At 71.3% G+C, this 25,251-nt stretch carries 21 protein-coding genes; 18 read left to right on the forward strand and 3 right to left on the reverse strand.

Annotated features, from left to right (window positions below; genetic code table 11):
- The first annotated feature begins 66 nt into the window (after positions 1-66).
- A complete protein-coding gene (locus AB0G01_RS25625) occupies positions 67-2,265 on the forward strand; it encodes a DUF4157 domain-containing protein (RefSeq protein WP_360949817.1) in 2,199 nt (732 codons plus the stop codon).
- Positions 2,266-2,737: 472 nt separating this feature from the next.
- On the opposite strand, the gene AB0G01_RS25630 is transcribed toward AB0G01_RS25625, so the two are convergent.
- Positions 2,738-3,565, reverse strand: coding sequence for a class I SAM-dependent methyltransferase (locus AB0G01_RS25630; protein WP_360949820.1), 828 nt, complete (start codon positions 3,563-3,565; stop codon positions 2,738-2,740).
- Positions 3,566-3,635: 70 nt separating this feature from the next.
- Here AB0G01_RS25630 and AB0G01_RS25635 point away from each other — a divergent pair, with 70 nt between their 5' ends.
- The 3 genes from AB0G01_RS25635 to AB0G01_RS25645 are packed head-to-tail and all read left to right on the forward strand — an operon-like array spanning position 3,636 to position 4,995.
- Positions 3,636-4,238 carry a TetR/AcrR family transcriptional regulator gene (locus AB0G01_RS25635; protein ID WP_360949823.1) on the forward strand — a complete coding sequence of 201 codons (603 nt, stop codon included), beginning with the start codon at positions 3,636-3,638 and terminating at the stop codon, positions 4,236-4,238.
- Between the two features lie 32 nt (positions 4,239-4,270).
- A complete protein-coding gene (locus tag AB0G01_RS25640; RefSeq protein WP_360949826.1) occupies positions 4,271-4,657 on the forward strand; it encodes an AraC family transcriptional regulator ligand-binding domain-containing protein in 387 nt (128 codons plus the stop codon).
- Positions 4,642-4,995: a helix-turn-helix domain-containing protein gene (locus tag AB0G01_RS25645; RefSeq protein ID WP_360949829.1), complete on the forward strand. Its 354-nt coding sequence runs from the start codon at positions 4,642-4,644 to the stop codon at positions 4,993-4,995. The genes AB0G01_RS25640 and AB0G01_RS25645 overlap by 16 nt, the downstream gene beginning before the upstream one ends.
- 83 nt (positions 4,996-5,078) lie before the next feature.
- Here AB0G01_RS25645 and AB0G01_RS25650 read toward each other — a convergent pair whose 3' ends face one another.
- Positions 5,079-5,609 carry a DUF4188 domain-containing protein gene (locus tag AB0G01_RS25650; protein WP_360949832.1) on the reverse strand — a complete coding sequence of 177 codons (531 nt, stop codon included), beginning with the start codon at positions 5,607-5,609 and terminating at the stop codon, positions 5,079-5,081.
- A gap of 374 nt (positions 5,610-5,983) precedes the next feature.
- On the reverse strand, positions 5,984-6,823 hold the full coding sequence (locus AB0G01_RS25655) for a TIGR03620 family F420-dependent LLM class oxidoreductase (protein ID WP_360949835.1): 840 nt from the start codon (positions 6,821-6,823) through the stop codon (positions 5,984-5,986).
- A gap of 91 nt (positions 6,824-6,914) precedes the next feature.
- Between AB0G01_RS25655 and AB0G01_RS25660 the strand changes: the two genes are divergently transcribed.
- From AB0G01_RS25660 to AB0G01_RS25725, 14 genes are all read left to right on the forward strand, one after another.
- Positions 6,915-7,763, forward strand: coding sequence for a LysR family transcriptional regulator (locus AB0G01_RS25660; RefSeq protein ID WP_360949838.1), 849 nt, complete (start codon positions 6,915-6,917; stop codon positions 7,761-7,763).
- A gap of 91 nt (positions 7,764-7,854) precedes the next feature.
- Positions 7,855-8,085 carry a hypothetical protein gene (locus tag AB0G01_RS25665; RefSeq protein ID WP_360949841.1) on the forward strand — a complete coding sequence of 77 codons (231 nt, stop codon included), beginning with the start codon at positions 7,855-7,857 and terminating at the stop codon, positions 8,083-8,085.
- Between the two features lie 435 nt (positions 8,086-8,520).
- A complete protein-coding gene (locus AB0G01_RS25670) occupies positions 8,521-12,432 on the forward strand; it encodes a beta-ketoacyl synthase N-terminal-like domain-containing protein (protein WP_360949844.1) in 3,912 nt (1,303 codons plus the stop codon).
- Between the two features lie 39 nt (positions 12,433-12,471).
- Positions 12,472-13,938 (forward strand): radical SAM protein, encoded by a 1,467-nt coding sequence (locus AB0G01_RS25675; RefSeq protein WP_360949847.1) that lies wholly within the window; start codon positions 12,472-12,474, stop codon positions 13,936-13,938.
- The gene (fabG, locus tag AB0G01_RS25680; RefSeq protein ID WP_360949850.1) at positions 13,935-14,726 is read left to right on the forward strand and encodes a 3-oxoacyl-ACP reductase FabG; all 792 of its coding nucleotides are present in this window, start codon (positions 13,935-13,937) and stop codon (positions 14,724-14,726) included. The genes AB0G01_RS25675 and fabG overlap by 4 nt, the downstream gene beginning before the upstream one ends.
- Positions 14,723-15,694 carry an amidohydrolase family protein gene (locus AB0G01_RS25685; RefSeq protein ID WP_360949853.1) on the forward strand — a complete coding sequence of 324 codons (972 nt, stop codon included), beginning with the start codon at positions 14,723-14,725 and terminating at the stop codon, positions 15,692-15,694. The genes fabG and AB0G01_RS25685 overlap by 4 nt, the downstream gene beginning before the upstream one ends.
- A 1,303-nt stretch (positions 15,695-16,997) precedes the next feature.
- Positions 16,998-17,687: a response regulator transcription factor gene (locus AB0G01_RS25690; protein WP_360949856.1), complete on the forward strand. Its 690-nt coding sequence runs from the start codon at positions 16,998-17,000 to the stop codon at positions 17,685-17,687.
- Between the two features lie 185 nt (positions 17,688-17,872).
- A complete protein-coding gene (locus AB0G01_RS25695; protein WP_360949859.1) occupies positions 17,873-18,202 on the forward strand; it encodes a TcmI family type II polyketide cyclase in 330 nt (109 codons plus the stop codon).
- Entirely contained in the window at positions 18,199-19,470 is a 1,272-nt protein-coding gene (locus AB0G01_RS25700; protein ID WP_360949862.1) for a beta-ketoacyl-[acyl-carrier-protein] synthase family protein, read from the forward strand. Before AB0G01_RS25695 ends, AB0G01_RS25700 begins: the two co-directional genes overlap by 4 nt.
- Positions 19,467-20,699 (forward strand): ketosynthase chain-length factor, encoded by a 1,233-nt coding sequence (locus AB0G01_RS25705; protein ID WP_360949865.1) that lies wholly within the window; start codon positions 19,467-19,469, stop codon positions 20,697-20,699. The genes AB0G01_RS25700 and AB0G01_RS25705 overlap by 4 nt, the downstream gene beginning before the upstream one ends.
- A gap of 104 nt (positions 20,700-20,803) precedes the next feature.
- Entirely contained in the window at positions 20,804-21,067 is a 264-nt protein-coding gene (locus tag AB0G01_RS25710) for an acyl carrier protein (RefSeq protein WP_360949868.1), read from the forward strand.
- 43 nt (positions 21,068-21,110) lie between these two features.
- Entirely contained in the window at positions 21,111-21,893 is a 783-nt protein-coding gene (locus tag AB0G01_RS25715) for an SDR family NAD(P)-dependent oxidoreductase (RefSeq protein WP_360949871.1), read from the forward strand.
- A gap of 26 nt (positions 21,894-21,919) precedes the next feature.
- Positions 21,920-22,876 carry an aromatase/cyclase gene (locus AB0G01_RS25720; protein WP_360949874.1) on the forward strand — a complete coding sequence of 319 codons (957 nt, stop codon included), beginning with the start codon at positions 21,920-21,922 and terminating at the stop codon, positions 22,874-22,876.
- A gap of 5 nt (positions 22,877-22,881) precedes the next feature.
- On the forward strand, positions 22,882-25,248 hold the full coding sequence (locus AB0G01_RS25725; RefSeq protein WP_360949877.1) for an SDR family oxidoreductase: 2,367 nt from the start codon (positions 22,882-22,884) through the stop codon (positions 25,246-25,248).
- Positions 25,249-25,251: the final 3 nt, after the last annotated feature.

A 25,251-nucleotide genomic window follows, 5' to 3' on the forward strand; every position in this document is an offset into this window, starting at 1 on the left:
GATCCGGCAGGTGGAGCGCACCCGGCCACGTCGACGACCTCGTACCCGGAGAGCCTGTCACCGGGCATGTTGTTGGCGCTACAGCGCAGTGTCGGCAACGAGGTCGTGGCCAGGATGGTGGGCGACCGGCTCGCCCGCAGCGTCCCGGCCGCCGGCGAGCCCGTGGTGGCGCGGTCGCACGACGGACCGCACAGCCATTCCCACGACGCCGACCCCCCTGGCGGGACAACGCTTTCCACGACGTTGAACGTGCTGCGCGCTCCGGGCCGGCCGCTGGCTCCGCCGGTGCGGCAGGAGATGGAGGCGCGGCTCGGTGCGGACTTCGGGTCCGTGCAGGTGCACGACGACTCCGCGGCGCGGGAAGCGGCTGCCGGAGTCGGCGCGCGTGCCTTCACCTCGGGCGATCACATCGTCATCGGCAAGGGCGGCGGGGACCGGCACACCCTGGCCCATGAGCTCACCCACGTGATCCAACAGCGCCAGGGTCCGGTGTCGGGCATCGACAACGGTGCCGGGCTGCGGGTCAGCGACCCCTCCGACCGGTTCGAGCGCGCCGCCGAGGACAACGCCCGGAGGAGCCTGGCCCAGCCGGCTCCCGACGTCGCGGCGGACGGCACCGGACGGACGGCCGACTCCGCCGCGCCACCGGCCGGCTTGGTGCAACGGGCCCTCACCGTGGGCAAGGACGACCTGGCCCGGAGGTACCAGGAGAAAACGGCCAAGCTCACCCCCGCACAGCAGCGGAAACAGCTCGACGAGATGGTGAAGGAGGTCTTCGTCCAGTTCTACAAGGAGGCGGCCGGGAAATTCTCGCCGGAGGAACGCGAGGCGTTTACCAAGGAACGCCACCGAATCCGGCAGCAACTGGAGAAGGCCATCGTGTCCCCGGTGGGGCACCAGGGGCAGCACCCGGTGCTCGACAACCCGGTCGGCACGCACCCGGATTTCGGTGCGAAGAACCACGACATCCGGGTCGCCGACTACACGGACCTGGCGCGGAACCTCATGGGCTGGGTGTACGCGAAGGAGAAGCGCCACGAAGAGAAGGTCCTGGCGAACCGGATCAAGAGCGAGGGCGAGGTCGAGCAGATGCTGAACGTGCTCTTCCGCCGCATCCGCCGCCGGATCGAAGAAATCGGCGACAAGAAGGTCGAGGTCCGAAAGAAGAAGCTGTCCTCGAAGGAGTTCGACATCATGAAGGAGGAGTTGACCACCGGGCGCGCCCATCTCTCTTCCCAGCCGAAGATCCCCGGGAAGTTCGGCATCGGCAAGCACGACCCCGAGGAGGCCGGGAAGCCCATCGGGTCGTACCTGGCCCACTTCGCCCTGAACCCCGAGTTCAAGGGCAGCCACCTGCGCAGCAGCCTGATCGACGAGGGCGGCATCTGGAAGCTGCTGATGAAGCCGCATAACTTCGCGTTCCGGGACAAGCTGATCGCCCTGCACGACCTCTCGGAGTACTTCGGCCACTCCCGGCACACCCCGCCCACCATGGGCAAGGAGCTGGTACAGGAGATCGACGACAAGGACAAGCAGAGCACCGTGGGCTACGGGGAGGACGGAGCGCGCATCACGGGCAAGGACCGGGGACAGGCCGGCCACCCCTCCACGCGGAACGAGAAGTCGCCGACCACCGAGCTCGCCCGCTCCAGGCGTCTGCCGGTCTGGGCGGGGCAGTCGTACACGGCGGCTCGGATGTTCAAGATGGCTGACGAGGTCGGAGCGAGCAAGGAGGAGATCGCGGCGGTCGCCTGGGGTATATTCTCGTTCTGGCGGGTGGATTTCGACCACACCACCAAATTCGCCTACCACACCCTGCACGAGGTCATGGACATCGCCCAGAACTTCGGCGTGCCCTACCACGTCGACGACCAGACCAAGTCTCTCCCCATGATCGAGGTCGACCGGATCGTCAAAGAGATGCCCGCGAAGCTGGATGCCGTTCGGGACACCACGCGGCAGGTGTACGAGGACTCCGGGCAACAGGTGGAGGAACTGAAGAAATCGCCGCAGCTCACCAGCCGGGACCGGGAGGTCCGCAAAGCCGCGGAGCGCTTCCTGGAGACCGCCAAGGAGGTGCGGTCCGAACTGAGGGAAATCCGCCGGATGCTCCGGGACCTCGCCGAGGAGTTCCAGACCTGGGAAAAGCAGTCCGATCGGAACCGGACGCACTTGCTGGCGTTCTGCCTGAGCGGACTGGAGGACGTGGAGAAGAGGGTCGGAAAGCTCGACCGCAAGCTGCGTCGTCTGAAGGACCGGAGGTGATCGGGCCGACTTGCTCCGGAGACTGCGGTGCCGGGCTTGGTGCCGTGGGTTCGGTGTCAGGGCAACGACCGGCGGAGCACGGTCTCGTACTTCACGAGGTCGAACTTGATCGTGGGGAGTGCGGCGTAGTCTGGTGACAGTGGGAGTTCCGGGTCGCTGTCGGAGTTTCACGCGAAGTCGGTCCAACCGGCCGTGGCTCGCGCTCGTCCAGGCCCGGCCAAGCGTCTACGTCCTCGTCGTTCGATCAGACCTGCCCATCGCACCGGCGGCTTGGCCGACACGGCTACTGTCCGCCGCCAAACTCCCACGGCGGCCGGGACGGCAGCAGATCAACAAGCTGTCGAACACCGGGCAACTGACGCGCGTACCTCGACCAAGGTCGACTACCGGCTGCCGAGCGTCGGGAGAACGCGTTGTCGGTGGCATGAGCGGACTGCGCCGCAGTCGCTCAGAGGTCATGTGCTCTATCTGGTCAGGTGGCGTGCTTTCGCGTCGCGGCGAGTGCCAATGTGGTGTACGGCATGGTGAAGCCGCCCCCGATCTTGTCGAGGGCGGCCCCGACCTCCTCCAGCACCTGGGTCAGCTCGTCCGGCGGGAGCCGCGTGAGACCTCCGGTGGTGGGCAGCAGGTCCAGCCACTCGTCGCGGGTGTAGGACTGCTCCCAGTCGAACCGCCACTGCTCCGGTTCGCCGAACCCGCCCGCTTCCCGGATTCCCTCGGCGAACTTGGCGAACATCGCCTGGTAGAGGTCCACACCGTTTGTCGTCGGCCGTACGGTGAACGGCGAGTCGGGCACCACTCGTCGGTAGGCCACGGCGAAGGCGTCCGCCACCCCGGACGGAGGCTCGAACACGTGCGCGAACACCGCCAGAAGCCCTCCGGGACGCAGTACCCGCGCGGCTTTGGCCGCACCCGCGACCGGGTCCACCCAGTGCCACGCCTGCCCCGCGACAACCGCGTCGAAGACCCGGCCGGCGGGATTCCAGTCCTCGAACGTCGCCACCTCGACCGCTACCCCGCTGCGGCGCGCGAATTCGGCCATCCGCGCGTCCGGGTCGACGCCCAGCACCGTGCAGCCGGCCGACTGGAACTGGCGGGCTTCGATGCCGGTGCCGCAGCCGACGTCGAGGACGTCCAGCCCGGGACTGGCGGCGACGATCCGGTCCACCAGGGCATCGGGATAACGGGGCCGGGCCCGGTCGTAGCGGTTGGCGTCCGCACCGAAGGACTCGGCGACCTGCCTGGCCTGATGAGGCTCGGGCCGGGGCGGAAGTGCTTGCTCCTGCGGTAATGTGGGCACATGCCCACCGTAGTGGGCATGTGCCCACTTGACAACCGGGCAGTGGTTCGTGGTGAGGAGAGTGCGCGGTATGCCGACCGGGACACAGATCCGTGACGCGCGTCGGCAGTTGCTCGACGCCGCCGAGCGCATCTTGCTCCGGGACGGGCCGAGCGCGCTGACCAGCCGTGCGGTCACCACCGAGGCGGGCTGCGCCAAGGGCGTGCTGCACAAGCGTTTCGCCGATTTCGACGCTTTCCTCGCCGAGCTCGTCGACGACCGCGTCGCCCGGATCGAGGACCAGGCCACCGCCCTGCGCCGGTCCGCCGGGACCGGCGGCGTGGCCGACAACCTCACCGGCGCGCTGATCGACCTGTTCGACCCGGTCACCGTGGCGGTCGTCAGCCTGATCATCTTCCGGGACGAGTTGCGCGCCCGACTGCGCCGAACCAGGCCGCCGCACAGCATCCCGGTCCTGGCGGAGGCCCGTGCCATGATCGCCCGCTACCTCACCGACGAGTGCGAGATGGGCCGCATCGCGACCGATGCCGACACCGACTCGCTCGCGCTCGCCCTGATCGGGGCCGGGCACCTGCTGTTCACCGCCCGGGACGGCACCCCGCCGGCTGCCGGAGCTGTCGGCGAGGTCGTCACCACCATCGTCGCCGATGTCGTACAACGACGGCTGCTCTGAATCCCCGGCGGCCACCACCGGACGACTCGTCGATGACAACACCCTCTACCGCGGCCATTCCCCCGACGCTGCTGAACGCGGTCGTGACGATCGGCCGTCAGGCCGGGCTGTCGGTCTCGGCCTGGTTCTCGGGGACGGGACTCGATCCCGGACTCCTCCACGACGTCCATGTCCGCGTGTCCTTGGACCAAGCCAGGACAGTGCTGCGCAGAGCCGTCGCGGCGCTGCCCGGTCGACCTCTCGGCATCGAGGTCGGAGCCCATGACGCGTTCGGGGTCGTCGACGAAGTGCACCGGGCTTCCGGCAGCCTTGCCGACTTCACCGCGGAAGGTCTGGACGGGGACGAGTGCGAACTGCACCTTCGAGAGCGCCGGCCGGACCCCGTCCTGCTCCCGTTCTCGCGGTGTGCGGGAACCTGATCAGCCCCGCGCGGACCAGACCCGGCGTCGTCGCCGCCGTGGAGGCGCTGCTGAACGCGCACCTCCAGCGCCCACTTACCATGACCGAGATCGCCGCGCGGATGCACATCAGCGAGCGCACGTCGCGCCGGCGGCTCGCCGAGGCGGACGACCACTTCGGTGCCATCCGCGACCGCGTCCGCGAGCGACGCGCGACCGCGCTGCTCCGGCACTCCACCCTGGCGATCTTGGCGGTGGCCGCCGAAGTCGGCTTCAGCGATGGGCGCGAGTTCCGCCGCGCCCATCGGCGTTGGACCGGCCGGACGCCCCTTGCCGCCCGCACCTCCGGCGGCGGGTAGCCGCACTCCGCGAGACCACGGCCAGTGCGGTGACTCGCGTCCCGCACCGGGACGTCGCCGTCGCACGAGCAGGACAGCCGTGATCAGTCCGACTCGGCGGTCGGACGGCTCGGGTCCTCCGGACTCGCGGGCAACGTGGTGGCACCGTCCGCCAAGCGCGCACGGGCGCGGTGGTAGCGCTTCTCGACGGGTACGGCCTTCGTCGCCTTGGGCAGCCCCATGGCCGGCGTCCCGACGAACATGCTCTCGGCGCGCTCGACGATGAAGGTCTCGTGCCAAACCCCGACCGCCTCGGGGTGCTCCTTCGCCATCGCGTTGAACCTCGTCCACGCCGGTCGATGACTCAGCGACCCGGCGGACGCGTAGGCGTAGAGCTTGTCGACCGAGGACCAGTACTGCACGGCGAACGGCCCTTTGCGGTTGACCAGGAACTCGTAGCCGAGCAGTCCCGAGTCCGGGTCGTCGGCGAGCTCGCGCATCATCGCCGGCATGGCGAAGAAGACCGGCAGGCAGAGATCAGGCCGCCACCACTGGTTGAACGTCATACCGATGTGGAACACCACCAGCTCACCGTCGTACTGATGCGTAACCCTTCCTGGGGCGATCTTCGCCATTTCTCCTCCGTGATTCGGGCAGTGGCACCGTCGACGCATCCCGCGCCGGCTCGTCGTCAGTCGGGATCGGCACCGATGACGGGAGCGGCCCGGCGTTGTGGAGATGTCGCGGTTCCCCCGATGGCCTTCCCGAATTGACGTCTGACGAACGAGAACCAGTTCACCGCCCGGCGGGTGTTCGTGTGGAGGACATCAACGGCCACCACGGGGGGCGAACCGGACACGTTCCGCTCGCTGACGGCGCGAACCACGGCACGCCGCGTTTGTGGATGCCGTACGTGCCCCGGGGGAAGTACCCGTTCCACCGGAATCGAGGTGGTGGGTCGTCGCGTCGTACCGGCCATTGCGAAGTGGCGCGCGGACCGGGCGGCACGTCACCCGGCTTGGGCCGCGTGCACCGCTTCGGCGACCGTGCGGAGCGTCGCGATCAGGTCGTCGCCGAGCGGGAAGACGCCGACGTGGTCCGCGCCGGCGTCCCGGTGGGCCAGCAACCGCGCCGCGACAGTGGCCGGGTCGCCGTGGGCGACGAGCGCGTCGATGAGGCGGTCGCTACCGCCGTGGGAGAGGTCGTCGTCGGTGAAGCCGAGCCGGTGGAGGTTGGCCGCGTAGTTGGTGATGCCCAGCGCGGCTCCGCCCGGTCCGGACCGGGCGATCGCACGGGCCCGCCCGGCGTCGGGCTCGACGAGGGCGAAATGACCGGGCAGCAGCAGTGCACCCGCACCGAGGATCGAGCGCGCCTGCCGGGTGTGCTCGGGGGGCACCAGGCACGGAATGGTCCCGGCGGTGCGGTCACGGGCCAGGCGCAGCATCTTCGGCCCGAGCGCGGCCACCACCGTGCGGTCGGCCGGGACGCCCGCCTGGGCGAGCCGGTCCAAGTAGGACACCAGCGTGGCGTACGGCGAGGTGTACCCGGCGTCGACCTCGCGGTGCCCGACCCCGACACCGAGCAGGAACCGGCCGGGGTGCCTCGCTTCGATCCGGTGGTACGAGGCGGCGACGGTGTCCGCGTCGGCGGTCCAGATGTTCACCACGCTCGTTCCGACGGCCATTCGGGTGGTCGCGTCGAGCAACCGCTCCGCGAAGGCGAGGTCGGCCGGTGGCGAGGCGTCCAGCCAGAGCGTGCCGTAACCGGCTCGTTCGAGTTCCGACGCACCTTCCGGGGTGGCTTCGTGCGCGCGCAGGTGGACGCCGAGCAGGCCGAGGTCGATGTTCATGCCCCCGACTCCAGCACGACGGCCCGAGGCGGGCCAGGACCAGGGCTGACGCGCGGCGATAACCTGACGGCATCATCGCAGGGGAGGGCCGGTGGAACTACGGGCGTTGCGGTACTTCGCCACGGTCGCCGACGAGCTGCACTTCGGCCGGGCGGCCGACCGGCTGCACATCGCCCAGCCGGCGGTGAGCAGGCAGATCGCGCGGCTGGAGCGCGAGCTGGGTGTCCGGCTGTTCGACCGCTCACCGCAGCGGGTCCGGCTGACGGCGGCCGGGCACCGGGTGCTCGACGCGGCGCGGGAGGCGCTCGCCGCCGCCGACCGGGTCCGGGCCGTGGCGCGTGAGCAGGCCGGTGTCATGCGCATCGGGACGGGTGCCGGGCAGTTCACCGCCCGCCTGGAACGGGGGATCGACGCGTTGCGGGAGCGGGCCGCCGCGCTCGACGTCGTGCTCGTCCACCTGCCGTTGCCCGCGCGCCTGGACGCCCTGCGGCAGGGGGAGATCGACCTGGCGCTGACGCGCGGGGTGCGTTCGGCACCGGGGGTGCGGGTGCTGCCGGCGTGGACCGAGTCCCTGTTCGCGGTGGTGTCCGCGCGGCATCCCGCCGCCGGTGGTGCGGTCGTCGGCGTGGCGGAGCTGGCCGCCGACCCCTTCCGGGCTTCCCAGGACCACGACCTGGCCGTGCTCACCGCGCTGCGGGAGGCCGGGGTCCAGGTGCGGCCGGGCCACCGGGCGGGGACCGTGCAGGACACGATCGTCGAGGTCGGCTCCGACCCGCGCGGCTGGACGGTGCTGCTCGCCGATCAGGTGGCCGAGATCCGGTCGACCCGGGTGCGCGCGATCCCGCTCGCGCCGCGCACGACGGTCGTCGGCAGCGTCGCCGTCCCGGACGATCTCCCGTCCACCTGCGGGGCGGCCCACCGGGCGGCCTTCGGCGACTGATGCCGTGCGTCGCCTGGTCGCGCCCATCGGGCGTCTGCACCGCGCCTGTGGGGTGCGGCACCGATCTCAAGGAGTCGTCGGCACGGTCGCCGTGGACGAAGTCGCGGGCCGCCGGGCGCAGGGCCCGCGTGCGCAGAAATCCCGCCAGGAGGCGTCGATGTCGCCAACGGTGCGCGCGCCGTGCGCGATCGCCGCGGATCAGTGCGCCGGCGCGGAGTTGTGGCACCTCACCGGGCCTCGTCCTCGGACGATCAATGCGGAAGAAAACGATCACTTTGGGATCGGCGACAGGCAGTTCACGGCTCGCGGAACCGACTCCTGAACGGAGTCGGAAACCGAACTGATCTTCACGTTCTAAATCGATCTTCCAGTGGGATCGGTCTCGCCTTCCGTCACGGAAAGCGCACTCCAGCCGGGGGTGTGGGGGGTCGATGCGTAATGCATCGACGTGTTCACCCGGTCTCGCTACTACTTCTGCGGCTTCCTTGACAGTCCGTCGGACGGCTGGCATCCTCGTGGAAAAGTGATCTGCATCGCAAGATCACCGGATCATCAGCCCCGGCCTTGGGGAAGGCCGACCTGGGGCGAATCCGTTGCACGGGGGGAAACATTGCGGTCCGTCCTGATCTGTTGACGTCCTGGTGACGATGTTTCCTGTGCTGCGATTCGGGAACCGCGGATTTCCCGCTGCCCTTTCCTGCGGGAGTCTAAGTGCGCCGGCGGCGCACCACGTCGAAAACTTGCAATTGGGGGGTTCATGACTGTCGAGCCTGTCGCGGTCGTCGGAGTCGGCTGCGCGCTGCCCGGTGGGGTGTCCAGCGCGCCGGATCTGGTGGCCGCCCTGCGGGACGGCCGCGACTGCGTCACCGAGATCCCCCCTGAGCGCTGGGACGTCGAGGCGTTCTACTCCCCGGACTCCGTGCGGCCGGGGAAGACGATCGCGCGGCACGGGGGTTTCGTCAGCGGTGTCGACGAGTTCGACGCCGGCTTCTTCGGCATCTCCGGTGCCGAGGCCGCGCGGATGGACCCGCAGCAGCGACTGGTGTTGCAGACCGTCTGGCAGGCGCTGGAGCACGCCGGGCAGAGCCCGGAAGAGCTCAAGGGCAGTGACGCGGCCGTGTTCGTCGGCGCGTCGAACACCAACAGCCACTTCTCGCGCAAGCTGCACGAGGACGGCCTCGCCGGCCTCACCGGCTACGACACGACCAGCGACGCGATCAGCGTGATCGCGGGCAGGCTGGCGAGCTTCCTCGGGCTGCGGGGTCCGTGCCTGACGGTGGACACGGCCTGTTCCGGTTCGCTGGTCGGCCTCCACCTCGCCCGGCAGAGCCTCCTGAGCGGCGAGTGCGACACGGCGATCGTCGTCGGCATCAACGTGCTGCTGTTCCCGGACGTGCACATCGCGTTCTCCAAGGGGGGCCTGCTCTCACCGACCGGGCGCTGCGCGGCCTTCGACGCCTCCGCTGACGGCTACGTGCGCAGCGAGGGCTGCGTGGCGGTGCTGCTGCGCCGCGAGTCGTCGGCGATCGAACGCGGTGACCGGATCGTCGCGAGCGTCCTCGGCACCGCGGTCAACCACCACGGTCGCTCGATCGGCATCACCGCCCCCGACGGCAAGGCCCAGGAACGGGTGATGCGCACGGCGCTGACCCGGGCGGGCGTGCGGCCGGCCCAGATCGGCTACCTCGACGCCCACGGCACCGGCACGCCGGTCGGCGACCCGGTGGAGATGAGCTCGATCGTCGCGGTGTACGGCGAGTCCCGGCCGGTCGGGCAGCCGCTGCACGTCGGCTCGGCGAAGAGCAACTTCGGCCACCTCGAAGCGGGCGCGGGCCTGCTCGGCCTGGTCAAGGCCGCGCTGTCGCTGGACCACGAGACCATCTTCCCGAGCCTGCACTTCGAGCGGTGGAACCCGAAGATCGACCTGCGCGGTGCCGACATCGCGGTCCCGACCGCGCCGGTCGCGTGGCCGCGCGACGACCGGCCCCGGCTCGCCTGCGTGAACTCCTTCGGCTACAGCGGCACCAACGCGTGCGTGATCCTGCGCGAAGCGCCCGCGCGGCCTCCCGAGGCCGAGGAGCGGACGCACGAGCTGCTCGTGCTGTCGGCGAAGTCGGAGGAGGGCTTGGGCGAGCTCGCGGGCCGCTGGGCCGACTTCCTGTCCGCCGCCGACTCCCCGGCCCTGGCCGAAGCGGCCTTCACCGCTGCGGCGGGCCGTGCCCTGCTGCGGCACCGCGTCGCGGTGGTCGGCACCGGAGCGGCGGGCGTCGCCGAGAGCCTGCGGCGCTGGGGCGTCCGGCGCGGCAGCGCCTCCGTCGTGGACGGGCGGGCGCGCAAGAACGCCAAGGTGGCCTTCGTGTTCACCGGCCAGGGTTCCCAGTACCAGGGCATGGGGCGCGAGCTGTACGACCGCGAGCCGGTGTTCGCCTCGGCGATCGACCGGTGCGCCGCGGTGATGGATTCCGAACTCGGCGAGCCGCTGGCGGACGTCCTCTTCGGCGAGCTCGGCGGTTCCGGTCCCGACGACACCACGTTCGCGCAGCCCGCGCTGTTCGCGATCGAGTACGCGCTCGCGGAACTGCTGCGGTCGTGGGGGGTCGAGCCCGCCGTGGTGATCGGGCACAGCGTCGGCGAGGTCGCCGCCGCGTGCGTCAGCGGCCTGCTGGAGTTCGAGGACGCGGCCCGGTTCAGCGTGGTGCGCGGCAGGCTGATGGGCGCGCTGCCCCGCCAGGGCGGGATGCTCGCCGTCGCCGCCGCCGAGGACGTCGTGGGGGAGTGGGTGGCGGGCCGGGGGGACGTCGTCATCTCCGGCGTCAACGGCCCGCTCAGCGTGGTCGTGTCCGGTGCGGTGGACGCGGTCGGCGAGATCGCCCGGCTGGCCGGGGAACGGGGGGTGCGGACCACGGCGCTGAAGGTCTCGCACGCCTTCCACTCGCCCTTGATGGAGCCGGTGCTCGCCGAGCTGGAGGAGTTCGCCGCCACGCTCCGCACCGGCCGGCCCCGCATCCCGATCGTCTCGACCCTCACCGGCCGGGCCATGACCGGTGACGAAGGTCCGGAGTACTGGAGCAGGCAGGCCCGGGAGGCGGTGCGCTTCTACGACGGAATGCGGGCGGTGGTCGGGTTCGACTGCCCGGCGCTGGTCGAGATCGGCCCGCACCCGACGCTGTCGCCGGTCATCGCGGGAGCCTTCGGTGCCACCGACACCCGGTTCGTCACGACCCTGCGTCGCGATCGCCGGGACGTCGCCAACCTGCTGCGGACGGCGGGGGAGCTGTTCGTCACGGGCGTCCCGCTGGAGCCCGCCCGGCTGTTCGGGGACTCGCCGCGCCGGCGGTTGACGGCACCGCTGTACCCGTTCCGCCGGGACCGCTACTGGTTCTCGCCGAACGGGCCCAGGACCACCTCTTCCGCGCCGTCCGGGGCGGAGGTCCCGGAGCGGGCCGTGGCCACGGAGCCCGAGGTGCCCGCCGGCACCGCCCGGCTCGCCCTCGCCACGACGCTGGGCACGACCACGCCGTGGGTCGACCACCGCGTCCTCGGCAAGACGGTGTTCCCCGCGAGCGGGTACCTGGAGCTCGCCGTCCGCGCCGCGCTCGACGGGGTGCCGCGCCCGATCGTGCTGCGTGACGTCGTCTTCGTCCGCCCGCTCGTGCTGGCACCCCGGAAGAAGGTGGGCGTCGAGGTCACCCTGGACGCGGCGCGGGACGGCGCGCGGTTCGTCGTCGGCCGGCGCGGCGGCGAGGACGAGGTGGTCGAGCACTGCCGAGGCACGCTCGAACCCGCCGGAGCCGCCGTCGACGGCACGCCGGTGCGGCTCGACGACCTGCGCACGCGGCTGGTGACCGGCCTCGCCGCCGGCCGCTTCTACAGCCGGCTGCGCGAAGCGGGCCTGGAGTACGGTGCCGGCTTCTCCACCGTGCGCGAGCTGTGGACCGGCGAGGAGGGCAGCGGGGAGGCGCTCGGCCGGATCACGGTGGTGCCCGACGGCGCACCCGCCGAGGAGCACGAGCACCGGCTCAGCACCATGCTCGACGGCGCGCTGCACGTGGTGGCGGCGGCGGTCGGCACGCTGGCCTCGCAGGCGCTGGACGGGGCCTACGTCCCGGCTCGGCTGGGTCGTCTCGCGCTGGCCGGTCCGCTGCCCGCCCAGGTGTGGAGCCACGCGAGCGTGCGGCTCGACGACGCCGGCACGGTCGCCGTGGCCACCGTGCGGGTGGTCGACGACGAGGGCGTCGTGCTGGTGGCACTGGACGACGCCGAAGTCCGGCACGTCTCGGCGCTGTCCGGCGACGGGGCGGCGCTGCCCGGCGCGTTGCGGCGGGCGGGGGACGCCCGCGTGCGGCTCGTGGACACGCTCGGCTCGCTCACCAGGGACAAGCAGCTCACCGTCGTGACGGCGTGGGTCGTCGACGAGGTGAGGGAAACCTTGGGCAGGCTCGCCGCCGAGTACGAGTACGAGCTCGACGTGAGCAGCCTCGACCCGTCGTCGGCACTGCTGGAGATCGGCCTCGACTCGCTGATGATCACCGACTTCCAGCGCCGCATCCAGGAGAAGCTCGACTTCCGCTTCAAGGCCATGGAAGCCGTCGAGTACCAGAGCATGGCCGACCTCGCCGAGTACATCCTCGACAACGTGCTCGTGGTCGCGCCCGCCTCGAACGACTGACGCCATCCACCACCGGCAAGGAGAGGGGAGCGCGCCACCGTGCTCGACTCCAAGTTCGTCAACGACCACATCGACTCGCACCTGGACAAGCGTCAGGTCAACAAGGTCCAGCACAGCTTCCCGTCGCCGCGCTACTGGACCGAGCAGTCCGTCCCGGTGGCGGGCATCGCCGAGGACCGGCACCGAATCCGGGACGCGGGCCGCTCCACACCGCTGAACCTCTACGTCGGTGTGCCGTACTGCATCAAGACCAACCCGGGCAAGTGCGGCTACTGCCTGTTCCCGGTCGAGGAGTTCCAGGGCAACGAAGCGCTGGAAACCTACTTCGACTACCTCCGGCGCGAAGCCGCGATGTACCGGAGCGCGTTCGAGGGGGCGACGCTCGGCGGCGTGTACTTCGGCGGCGGAACGTCGAACCTGTACAAGGAACCGATGTACCCCAGGCTGATGGACCTCGTGCGGGACCTGTTCCCCACCATCGCTCCGGACGCCGACCTCACCCTGGAGGGCATTCCGCAGTTGTTCTCCCGCAGCAAGGTCGAGGCGATCCGCGACGCCGGGATGAACCGGATCAGCATGGGCGTGCAGCAGATCAACGAGCGGCTCAACAAGCTCAGCGGGCGCAAGCAGACGCTCAAGCACACCGTCCAGAGCCTGGAGTGGGCGCGGGAGTTCGGTCTCGCGGCCAACCTCGACCTCATCTTCGGCTGGCCGCAGCAGACGGTCCGCACCATGGTCGAGGACCTGGAGCAGGTCGTCTCGTGGGGAGTCCACGACCTCACCCACTACGAGCTCAACGTGGGCGGCCCGACGGACTTCGCGCTCAACCGGTTCCACGAGTTGCCGTCGCCGCTGGGCAACCTGGAGATGTACCGCGTGGCCCGCGACCTGCTCAAGTCGCACGGCTACGAGCAGCTCACCGCCTACAACTTCCGCAAGCCCGGCGACCCGGTCGGCCGCGACTACGAGGAAGGCGTCGTGCCCCGGCTGGACAACCTCGACTCCGTCGGGCTCGGCTACGCGGCGATCTCGTTCTTCGGCGACACGGCGCTGGAGGACGGCCGGTCGTGGTCGTTCATCAACCAGCGCGACCTCGGTCGCTACAAGGAGATGATCGACGAGGGTGAGTTCCCGATCGAGCAGGGTTTCGGGCACACCAGGCAGGACTGGGGCCTCGCGATGCTGTTCCGCAACCTGCTCGGGCTCAGTGTCAGCCGCACCGGGTACCGCGAGGCGTTCGGCGCGGACGTGTACGAGGAGTACCGGACGATCTGGGACGCGCTCGGCGAGCGGGAACTCGTCGAGGTCACTCCGGAGGCGATCACGCTCGTCGACGACGGCCCGTTCTACACGCCGATGATCCAGGGGCTGCTCGCCGAGGAGCGGTACCGGGTGCTGCGCGAACGCGAGATCAGCACGAAACCGGTCGACTCCGGTGACAAGGTGGTGCTCGACCTCGCCTCTCCGCGACCGCTCGCGCGTGCGGCAGCGGGGACGGCCGAGTGAGCGACGCGATCGCGGCGGAAGTGCGGCGCACCGGTGACCTCCCGCTGGCGGGCAAGCGGCTGGTGGTCACCGGCGGTGCCCGCGGTATCGGTGCCGCGGTCGTGCGGCTCGCCGTGGAGCAGGGCGCGGACGTGGTCTTCAGCTACCGCCACAGCGTCGACGCGGCCAGGGCGCTGTGCGCGGAGCTGAACCGCGACCACCCGGACCGGAACTGCCTCGCCCTGCCCGCCGAGGTGACCGACCAGCACGCGGTCGCGGCGTTCGCGGACGCCGCGCTGGAGGCGCTCGGGACGCTGGACGTGCTGGTCAACAACGCCGGAGTCGTCCACGACCACGCGTTCGCCCGCCTGTCGCGGCACCACTGGGACGACATGATCGAGACCAACCTGGGCGGTCTGTTCACCGTCACCCAGCCGTTGGTGATGCCGATGGTGAAGCAGCGCCACGGCGCGGTCGTCAACGTCAGCTCGGTGGTCGGTGTGCACGGCGCGTCGGGGCAGGTCGGGTACGCCGCGTCCAAGGCGGGGGTCATCGGGTTCACCAAGGCGCTGTCCAAGGAGATCAGCCGGTTCGGCGTCACCGTGAACGCGGTGGCACCGGGCCTGGTCGAGACCGACATGACGGCGGACCTCCCGGCCGAGCGCCTCGACGAGGTCAAGGCGCGCATCCCCACCGGGCGGCTGGGGACGCCGGTGGACGTCGCGCACGCGATCTGCTTCCTCGCTTCCGACCGGGCCCGCTACATCACCGGGCAGGTTGTCGAAGTTGCGGGAGGATTGGTCCTATGAGCGCGGATGACAACTGGGACGACGGTGCCGAGCACGCGGTGCCGGTGCCCGTGGACGACACCGAGGTCCCGTCCTTCTGGCGGTCGCTCGGCCTGCCGGGGCTCGCCGACGTGCACGTGCACTTCATGCCCGACTGGCTGATGCAGCGGGTGTGGGCGCACTTCGACAAGGCGGGGCCGCTGGTCGGCCGCGAGTGGCCGGTGCGCTACCGCTGGCCCGACGACGAGCGGGTGGCGTACCTGCGCCAGCTCGGCGTGCGCCGGTTCAGCGCCCTGTCCTACGCCCACCGGCCCGGTCTGGCCGTCGAGCTCAACGAGTGGGCGCACGAGTTCGCCCGCGCGACGCCCGGCTGCCTGCGGTCGGCGACCTTCTTCCCCGAACCCGGTGTCGTGGACTACGTGTCCGACGCACTGGAATCGGGTGCCGAGGTCTTCAAGGTGCACCTCCAGGTCGGCCGGTTCGGGCCGAACGCGCCCGAGCTGGACCCGGTGTGGGGCCTGCTGGCCGAGGCGGGCGTGCCGATCGTGGTGCACGCGGGCCACGTGCCGATCGGGAACGAGCACACCGGGCCGGACCCGCTCGGCGCGCTGCTGGCCCGGCACCCCCGGCTCGCGGTGGTCGTGGCGCACATGGGCATGCCCGACTACGAACCCTTCCTGCGCATGGCCGAGGAGTACGAGCGGGTCGCGCTGGACACCACGATGGCGTTCACCTCGTTCTTCGAGGAGCTCATCCCGTTCCCGCGCGAGCTGCTCCCCAGGCTGCACGACCTCGGCATGGCCGGCAAGGTGCTGCTGGGCAGCGACTTCCCGAACTTCCCCTGGACGTACGCCGACCAGGTGGCGGGGCTCGCGCGACTCGGCGTGGACGAGGACTGGCTGCGGGCGGTGTGCTGGCACAACTTCGACGGGTTGTTCGGGCCGTCGCGGGATTCCGTGGGGTCGGCGGCGGAGTCGACCGGCAGGTGAGCCGCAGGTGACCTGCGGTGGGCAGAGGAAAGCCGCCGCGATGACCGTGGCCGCGCGACCTCGCCGGAAGCGCCTGTCCGGGGGTCTCGGCGGCAGGTGCGCCGCCGAGGATCGCGGCCACGAGCGGTTCCGGGCCCCGGCGCGTGGCCGACGTGGAGAAGTCGGCGCTGCCACCCGCCGTGCCGAGCGGGACCGGCGCGAGCGGATCGCGGTAGCGGAGGCCGCCGCGCCTCTGGCGGACCACTGCCGTGTCGCGGTCCGGCGCTGAGTCGAACTCGACTCGACCGGCGAGCAGTGTCACCGGACAGGGTGAACGGCGTTGTGCTCGCGGGAAAAAGCGTTGTGCTCGCGGAAGTGGTCGTGCAGGTTGGGCACCATGGCGGTGAGGCCGGCTCTGCCGTGGTCAAGCGTTCGTTCTCACTGCGGCGGGACGACTGTTCCCTTGTGCCGCAGGGTGCCCGCGCCAACGGTGGCGGTGTGGTCGCGGTGCGGAGGGACTGCGATCTCCCGTATTCGTGACGACGACCGGAAAAGGGCGCGTCGCGCGTACCGGGATGACCGGCCGAGCGGGGAGCGGTGGTCGGGACATCGCGCCGTGACGGGTGATCGTGGTTCGGCGTGGGTGGGGGCTCCGCGCGGCTCGGATGCCGGGTGGAACCCGTGACCCGGGGTGGAACCTGCGGGTTGTGTGGACCCGCTACCGTGTCGGAGCCGTACGTGGTAATGGTTTCCAGCTCCTTAATGGACCGACCTGCGAGAGCCTCTCGATTGGCGGCCGGTGATCGCCTTGTGGCCGCTTCGCCCCAGTGCGGTCAGTCGGGCTCTACGGTACCTTGCCCTTTCGGGCAGGGCCTCTGAGCTGCGCAAACATGGCAAATATGCATTGTCGCTCACCTTTTCCGGTGAGGTTTCCGCATTCCCCGAAGTCGCTCCGCGTTCTCCCGGGTAAGTTGGCGAAGGCGAAGTGATCAAAATCACAATGGGTGTTCGTCGGGGAAACTTGTGGTCCACACTCGGAAATGGTGGGACTGGGGGAAAACGGTTTCGACGCGGTACCGATCGGCGGCGTGCGAGCACGGCGTGGGCCGAGGGCGGTAGCCCGTCCCGATTGACCGGCGTGGTGCCGTGGCCACCTCCAACCGCACTCGGCACTTGACGGGTGCCATTGCGCGGACACCGGTTTGCCCTGCACAGTGCAGTGCAATGGGCGGCCCGGGTTCGCGCACACCGCAGGTGAGCGACCATGGGGGGGGCTGGTGGTTCAGCGGGTCTTCCGGCTCCATGACCGACTGAGGAGCCAGCAGTGCGCATTCTTGTGATCGAGAACGACCGGGCCGAGGCGGCGTCCCTGGCGAGCGGGATGTCGCGGCACGGGTACGAGGTGTCCGTGGCGAGCACCGGTGCCGCGGCGCTCAAGGCGTTCCACCAGGCGGAATTCGTCTTGCTGAGCCTGGAACTGCCCGACATCGACGGGCTGGAGGTGTGCCGCAGCATCCGCGCGGCCGGCGACCTGCCGGTCATCGCGGTGACCCGGCGCGACACCGAGTTGGACCGGGTGCTCGGCCTCCAGGCGGGTGCCGACGACTACTTGGCCAAGCCGTACGGCTTCCGCGAGCTGCTGGCCAGGATGGACGCGGTGCTGCGCAGGACGCGGCCCGCCCCGTCGGTGCCGAAGCAGGTTTCGCGCGGGCGGTTGCGCATCGACGGCCACACCAGGGAGGTGCGCCTGGGCGACAAGCGGGTGGTGGTGACCCGCAAGGAATTCGACCTGCTGTTCCTGTTGGCGTCCCAACCGGACATCGTGGTCTCCCGCAAGCAGTTGATGTCGCGGGTGTGGGCGGAGACGTGGATGGAGTCCGCGCGCACGATAGACACCCACGTCAGCAGCCTGCGCAGCAAGCTCGGGTCGCGGGACTGGATCATCACCGTGCGCGGCGTCGGGTTCCGGATGGGCTCCGCGGACCACGCGACCGCCGGCTTTGACGAGTCGTGACGGGAGTTGACACAGCTCTGTACCGCAGCGCCTTGACCGGTCGGAGCCCGGCGGCCGACGATGAGAACAGGTCCACCGGATGCCTTGCGAGCGGGGAATAAGCGGTTGCTCCCGCGTTCCCGGTGGAAGTCGCCGACAGCGTCGTCGGCACCGAATTCGTGTGCGACGTATTGGGGGATGCACGGATGCACAGCACCTTGATCGTAGCCAGGATGGACCCGGGGTCCGGCGCGGACGTGGCACGGCTGTTCGGCGATTTCGACGCCACCGACGTGCCGCACCGCATGGGCACCCGCAGACGCCAGCTCTTCTCCTACCGGGGCCTGTACTTCCACTTGCAGGACTTCGACTCCGACAACGGCGGCGAGCTGATCGAGGAAGCCAAGTCCGACCCGGGGTTCGTCGGCATCAGCGAGGGCCTCAAGCCGTTCATCGAAGCCTACGACCCGATCACCTGGCGCTCGCCCAAGGACGCCATGGCGCAGCGCTTCTACGCCTGGGAAGGCAGCAGGTGAGCGGCCGGCGAGTGGTGATCACCGGCATCGGCGTGACCGCGCCGGGCGGGATCGGCACCAAGGCGTTCTGGGACCTGCTCACCGCCGGCCGCACCGCGACCCGGCTGATCAGCACCTTCGACGCGACCGGCTTCCGCTCCAGGATCGCCGCGGAGATCGACTTCGACGCCGAGCGCAGCGGCCTGTCGCCGCAGCAGGTCCGGCGGATGGACCGGGCCGCCCAACTGGCCGTGGTCTCGGCGCGGGAGGCGATGACGGACTCCGGACTGGTCTTCGTCGACCTCGACCCGCACCGGATCGGGGTCACCATCGGCAGCGCGGTCGGTGCCACCATGGGGCTGGACCAGGAGTACCGGGTGGTCTCCGACGGCGGCAGGTTGGAGCTGGTCGACCACCGGTACGCGGTCCAGCACCTCTACGACCACTTCGTGCCCAGCTCGTTCGCCGCCGAGGTGGCCTGGGAGGTCGGCGCGGAGGGCCCCGCGTCGGTCGTCTCCACCGGCTGCACCTCGGGCATCGACGCGGTGGGGCACGCGGTCGACCTGATCCGCGAGGGCAGCGCCGACGTGGTGGTGGCCGGTGCCACCGACGCACCGATCTCGCCGATCACCCTGGCCTGCTTCGACGCGATCAAGGCCACCACCCCGCGCAACGACGAACCGGACACCGCGTCGCGGCCGTTCGACCGGTCCCGCAACGGTTTCGTCCTCGGTGAGGGCTCGGCGGTGTTCGTGCTGGAGGAGCTGGGCGCGGCGCAGCGCCGGGGCGCGCACGTCTACGCCGAGGTCGCCGGCTACGCCACGCGCTGCAACGCCTTCCACATGACCGGTCTGCGCCCCGACGGGACGGAGATGGCCGAGGCGATCCGGGTCGCCCTCGACGAGGCCCGGGTGGACCCCACGGCGGTCGACTACATCAACGCGCACGGCTCCGGCACCAAGCAGAACGACCTGCACGAGACCGCCGCGTTCAAGCGCGCCCTCGGCGAGCACGCCCGGCGCACCCCGATCAGCTCCATCAAGTCGATGGTGGGCCACTCCCTGGGTGCCATCGGCTCCATCGAGATCGCCGCCTCGGCGCTGGCGATGGAGCACGGCGTGGTCCCGCCCACGGCCAACCTGCACACCCCGGACCCGGAGTGCGACCTGGACTACGTCCCGGTCACCGCCCGGCAGCACCGCACCGACACCGTGCTGAGCGTCGGCAGCGGCTTCGGCGGCTTCCAGAGCGCCATCGTGCTCGCCCGACCCGATCGGAGGGCGGCATGACCACCGCCACCGCCGGGAAACCGAAGGTCGTCGTCACCGGCATCGGTGCCGCCGCGCCCAACGGCCTCGGCACCCACGACTACTGGTCGGCCACCAGGGTCGGCCGCAACGCCATCGGCCGGGTCACCCGGTTCGACCCGACGGCCTACCCGGCGCGGCTGGCCGGGGAGATCACCGGTTTCACCGCGGCCGACCACCTGCCGAGCAGGCTGCTGCCGCAGACCGACCGGATGACCAGGATCGCCCTGGCCGCCGCCGACTGGGCGCTCACCGACGCCAAGGTCGACCCGTCCTCCTTCGACCCCTACGACATGGGCGTGATCACCGCCAGCTCCTCGGGCGGGTTCGAGTTCGGCGAGAACGAGTTGCGCAAGCTGTGGAGCATGGGCAGCCAGCACGTCAGCGCCTACCAGGCGTTCGCCTGGTTCTACGCGGTCAACAGCGGGCAGATCTCCATCCGCAACGGCATGAAGGGCCCCAGCGGGGTGGTGGTCAGCGACCAGGCCGGCGGGCTGGACGCCCTGGCCCAGGCGCGCAGGCAGATCCGCAAGGGCACCCGGCTCATCCTCTCCGGCAGCATCGACGCCCCGATCTGCCCGTGGGGCTGGGTGGCGCAGCTCGCGGGCGGCCGGCTCAGCACCGTCGAGGACCCCGAGCGCGCGTTCGTGCCGTTCGACCGGGCCGCCGCCGGGCACGTGCCGGGGGAGGGTGGGGCGATGCTGGTGCTGGAGGACGCCGACCGGGCCGCCGAGCGCGGTGCCCGCGCCTACGGCGAGCTGGCGGGCTACGGGGCCACCTTCGACCCCGCGCCCGGCTCCGGTCGGGAACCGGGACTGCGCCGCGCGGCGGAGCTGGCCCTGGCCGACGCGGGGGTGGCCGCCGACGAGGTCGACGCGGTGTTCGCCGACGCGGCCGGGGTGCCCGAGCTCGACCGGGTCGAGGCGGGGGTGATCGTCGACCTGTTCGGCCCGCGCGGGGTGCCGGTCACCGCGCCCAAGACCATGATCGGCAGGCTCTGCTCGGGAGCGGCCCCGCTCGACGTGGCCACCGCGCTGCTGGCCATCGAGGAAGGCATCATCCCGCCCACCACCAACACCTCGCCCGACCCGGGGCTGGAACTCGACCTGGTGCTGCACCAGCCCAGGCCCGCCTCCGTGCACACCGCCCTGGTGCTGGCCAGGGGCTACGGCGGGTTCAACTCGGCCGTGGTCGTGCGCGCCGTCCGCTGACCCCGCGCCGCGCGGCACCGCACCGCGCGGGGGTCGCGGACCTCACGGTCCTTTGTGGACTGTCCGCAGCAGACTTGACGACTTCGAAACGCGAGGGGAAAGCCATGTCCGAACAGAGGTTCACCGTGAACGACCTGACCCGCATTCTGGCCGACGGGGCGGGCACCGACGAGACCGTCGACCTCGGCGGCGACATCCTGGACTCCGACTTCGAGAAGCTGGGCTACGAGTCGCTGGCGCTGCTGGAGACCTGCGGCCTGATCGAGCGGGAGTTCGGCATCACCCTCGACGACGACACCATCACCGAGCACCGGACGCCGCGCGCCATGGTCGACGCGGTCAACGCCAAGCTGGCCGCCACCGTCTGACGGGCGGCGCGGACACCTGGCGACAACACGAGGAGGACTGGGCATGACGCAGGACAAGCCGGTCGCGCTGGTCACCGGAGCCACCAGTGGCATCGGCTTGGCCGTCGCGCGGCTGCTGGGCACCACCGGGCACGCGGTCTTCATCGGTGCTCGCGGTGCCGATGCCGTGGCGGCCACCGCGGCCGAGTTGCGCGCCGAGGGCCACGACGTCGACGGGACCACGGTGGACGTGCGGTCGGGGACCGCGGTCAAGGACTTCGTGCGGGCCGCCGTCGACCGCTACGGACCGGTCGACGTGCTGGTCAACAACGCGGGCCGCAGCGGGGGCGGGGTCACCGCCGAGATCGCCGACGAGCTGTGGGACGACGTGATCGAGACCAACCTCGGCAGCGTCTTCCGGATGACCAGGGAGGTGCTGACCGCCGGCGGCATGAGGGAGAAGGCGCGCGGCCGGATCGTCAACATCGCCTCCACCGCGGGCAAGCAGGGCGTGGTGCTCGGCGCGCCGTACTCGGCGTCCAAGCACGGCGTCGTCGGCTTCACCAAGGCGCTGGGCAACGAGTTGGCACCCACCGGGATCACCGTCAACGCGGTGTGCCCCGGGTACGTGGAGACCCCGATGGCGGCCAGGGTGCGCGCCGGCTACGCCGAGGCCTACGGCACCAGCGAGGACGCCATCCTGGCGAAGTTCCAGGCGAAGATCCCGCTGGGCCGCTACTCCACCCCCGAGGAGGTGGCGGGCCTGGTCGGCTACCTGGTGTCCGACACCGCCGCCTCCATCACCGCGCAGGCCATGAACGTCTGCGGCGGCCTGGGCAACTTCTGACCCACCCGAAGACAGGAGGGACACCCATGTCCACCCGGGCCGAGTCACCCGACCTCACCGAGGTCGAGCACGAGATCACCGTCGCCGCCCCCGCCGAGGAGGTCTACCGGTTGCTGGCCGACGTCGAGAACTGGCCTCGGCTGTTCCCGCCGACGATCTTCGTCGAGCGGGAGGAGCTGGACGACCAGGCCGAGCTCATCCGGATCTGGGCCACCGCCAACGGGGAGCCCAAGCACTGGACCTCGCGGCGCACCCTGGACCCGGCGGCCCTGCGCATCGAGTTCCGCCAGCAGGTCTCGACACCGCCAGTGGCGCGGATGGGCGGCACCTGGATCGTCGAGCGGCACCCCGAGGGTGCCCGGGTCCGGCTGCGGCACGACTACCGCGCGGTCGACGACGACCCCGTGGGCCTGGCCTGGATCGACGAGGCGGTCGACCGCAACTCGCGCACCGAACTGGCGGCGCTGAAGTCCACGGTGGAATCGCTGTACGCGGCCCGCGAGTGGACGTTCTCGTTCGAGGACAGCGTCGAAGTGGACGGTTCGGCCCACGACGTCTACGACTTCATCGACCGGGCCGACCTGTGGGCGCTCCGGCTGCCGCACGTGGCCGAGGTGCGGCTGGAGGAGCCCGCGCCCGGCTTGCAGAACCTGCGGATGGACACCCGCGCCAAGGACGGGTCGACGCACACCACCGAGTCCTACCGGGTGTGCCTGCCGCACCACCGGATCGCCTACAAGCAGGTGACCCTGCCCGCGCTGATGGACCTGCACACCGGGGTGTGGACGTTCACCGAGCAGGACGGGGTCACCACCGCCACCTCCCAGCACACCGTGGTGCTGCGCACGGAGAACATCGCGGCGGTGCTCGGCGCGGACGCGACCGTGGCGCGGGCCAGGGAGTACGTGACCACGGCGCTGAGCACCAACAGCCTGGCCACCCTGGGCCACGCCAAGGCCCACGCCGAGCAGCGGCGGGGGTGAGCGCCGTGGCGACGACCGGTGGGCACGACACGCAGGTGGTCGTCGTCGGGGCGGGTCCGGTCGGGCTGCTGCTCGCCGGTGAACTGCGCCTGGCCGGGGCGGAGGTGGTCGTGCTGGAGCGGCTGGCCGAGCCGACCACCGAGTCCCGCGCCTCCACGCTGCACGCCAGGACCGTGGACGTGCTCGACAGCCGGGGCCTGGTCGAGGCGCTGGGCGACCCGCCGAAGGAGCCGAGGGGCCACTTCGGCGGCATCCCGCTCGACCTCACCCTGCCCGGTGCGCACCCCGGCCAGTGGAAGGTGCCGCAGACCACCACCGAACGGGTGTTGCGGGACTGGGCGGTCGGCCTCGGCACCGACCTGCGCCGGGGGCACGCGCTGCGCGGGTTGACCGCCGGTGCCGACCACGTCGAGGTCGACGCCGACGGCCCGCGCGGGCGGGTCCGGCTGCGGGCGCTGTGCGTGGTCGGCTGCGACGGCCAGGACAGCACCGTCCGCGCGCTGGCGGGCATCGGCTTCCCCGGCACCGGGGCGGTGCGGGGGCTGGTGCGCGCGGACGTCGCGGGCATCGACGTCCCCGACCGGCGGTTCCAGCGGCTGGCGAAGGGGTTCGCCGTCGCCGCCCGGCGCGGTGACGGCGTCACCCGGATCATGGTCCACGAGTTCGGCCGCCCGCCCGCCCCCGACCTCGGCGAACCGGCCTTCGCCGAGGTGGTCGACACCTGGCGGCGGGTCACCGGCGAGGACATCGGGCACGGCCGGCCGCTGTGGCTCAACCGGTTCGACGACACCAACCGCCAGGCCGAGCGCTACCGCGACGGCCGGGTGCTGCTCGCGGGCGACGCCGCCCACCGGCAGCTCCCGGTGGGCGGGCAGGCGCTCAACCTGGGCCTTCAGGACGCGGTGAACCTGGGCTGGAAGCTGGCCGCCCAGGTCCGGGGGCTCGCCGGGCCGGGGCTGCTCGACAGCTACCACGCCGAGCGCCGCGCGGTGGGCGCGCGCACCCTGGCCAACATCGCCGCGCAGGCGCTGCTGCTGTTCGGCGGCCCGGAGGTCGAGCCGCTGCGCGACGTCGTCGCCGAGCTCATGGCCCACCGGGAGGCGCGCGAGCACCTGGCGGGGGCGATCAGCGGGCTCGGCACGCGTTACGACGTCGGCCCCGGCGACCACCCGCTGCTCGGCGCGCCGGTCCCGCCCCTCCGGCTCGCGGTCACCGGTCGACCCGGCGAGCGCACCGTCGCCGAGCTGCTGCGCGGCGGCCACGGGCTGCTGCTGGTGCCGACCGGTGGGGCGGGAGCCGCCGAGCGGCTGCGCGCCGCCGCGCACCCGTGGGCGGACCGGGTCGTCACCGTGGCCGGCCAGGTCCGGGACGCCCCGGCCCCGGCGCTGCTGGTGCGACCCGACGGGCACGTGGTGTGGGCGGGCGAGGGCGACCCGGAGCCGGCGCTCCGCCGCTGGTTCGGCGTCCCCGACGCGGAGCGCGGCGGGCCGGGGACCGAGTGGCCCGGCACCACACGACCGGCCACCAGACCGGCCACCAGACCGGGCACCACCCACGGCCGCGCGACCCCCGGGGACGCGCGGCACACCGAGGACAGGGAGCGGCAGACGATGGGCAGGTTCACCGGCAAGACGGCACTGGTCACCGGTTCCAGCCGGGGCATGGGGCGGGCGACCGCCCTCCGGCTGGCCAGGGAGGGCGCGCTGGTCGCCGTCCACTACACCCGCGACGACGTGGCCGCCAAGGACACCGTGGAGAGCGTCGAGCGCGAGGGCGGACGGGCCTTCGCCGTGCGGGCGGAACTGGGCGTGCCCGGCGACGTGCACGAGCTGTTCCTCGGCGTCGAGCGGGGGCTCAAGGAGCGCACCGGGGTGGCCGTGCTCGACATCCTGGTCAACAACGCGGGCACCATGGGCGGGGTGGAACCGGAGGCCACGACCCCCGACCAGTTCGACCGGATCTTCGCCGTCAACGCCAAGGCACCGTTCTTCACCATCCAGCGCGCGCTGCGGATCATGCCCGACGGCGGTCGGATCGTGAACATCTCCTCGGGCCTGACCAGGGTCGCCAACCCGCAGGAGATCGCCTACGCGATGAGCAAGGGCGCGGTCGAGCAGCTCGCCAGGCACTTCGCCAAGCACCTCGGCCCGCGCGGCATCACGGTGAACTCGGTGGCCCCGGGCATCACCCGCAACAGCAACCCGGTGTTCGACATGCCGCAGGTGGTGGAGCAGATGGCGCAGTTGTCGGCGCTGGGCCGGGTCGGCGAGCCCGAGGACGTCGCCGACGTGGTGGCGTTCCTGGTGTCGGAGGAGGCCCGCTGGATCACCGGGACCTTCGTCGACGCCTCCGGCGGCAGCCTCCTCGGCTGACCG

Origin of the sequence: Actinosynnema sp. NPDC023587 (assembly GCF_040640215.1) — a bacterium.
Lineage (GTDB): Bacteria > Actinomycetota > Actinomycetes > Mycobacteriales > Pseudonocardiaceae > Actinosynnema.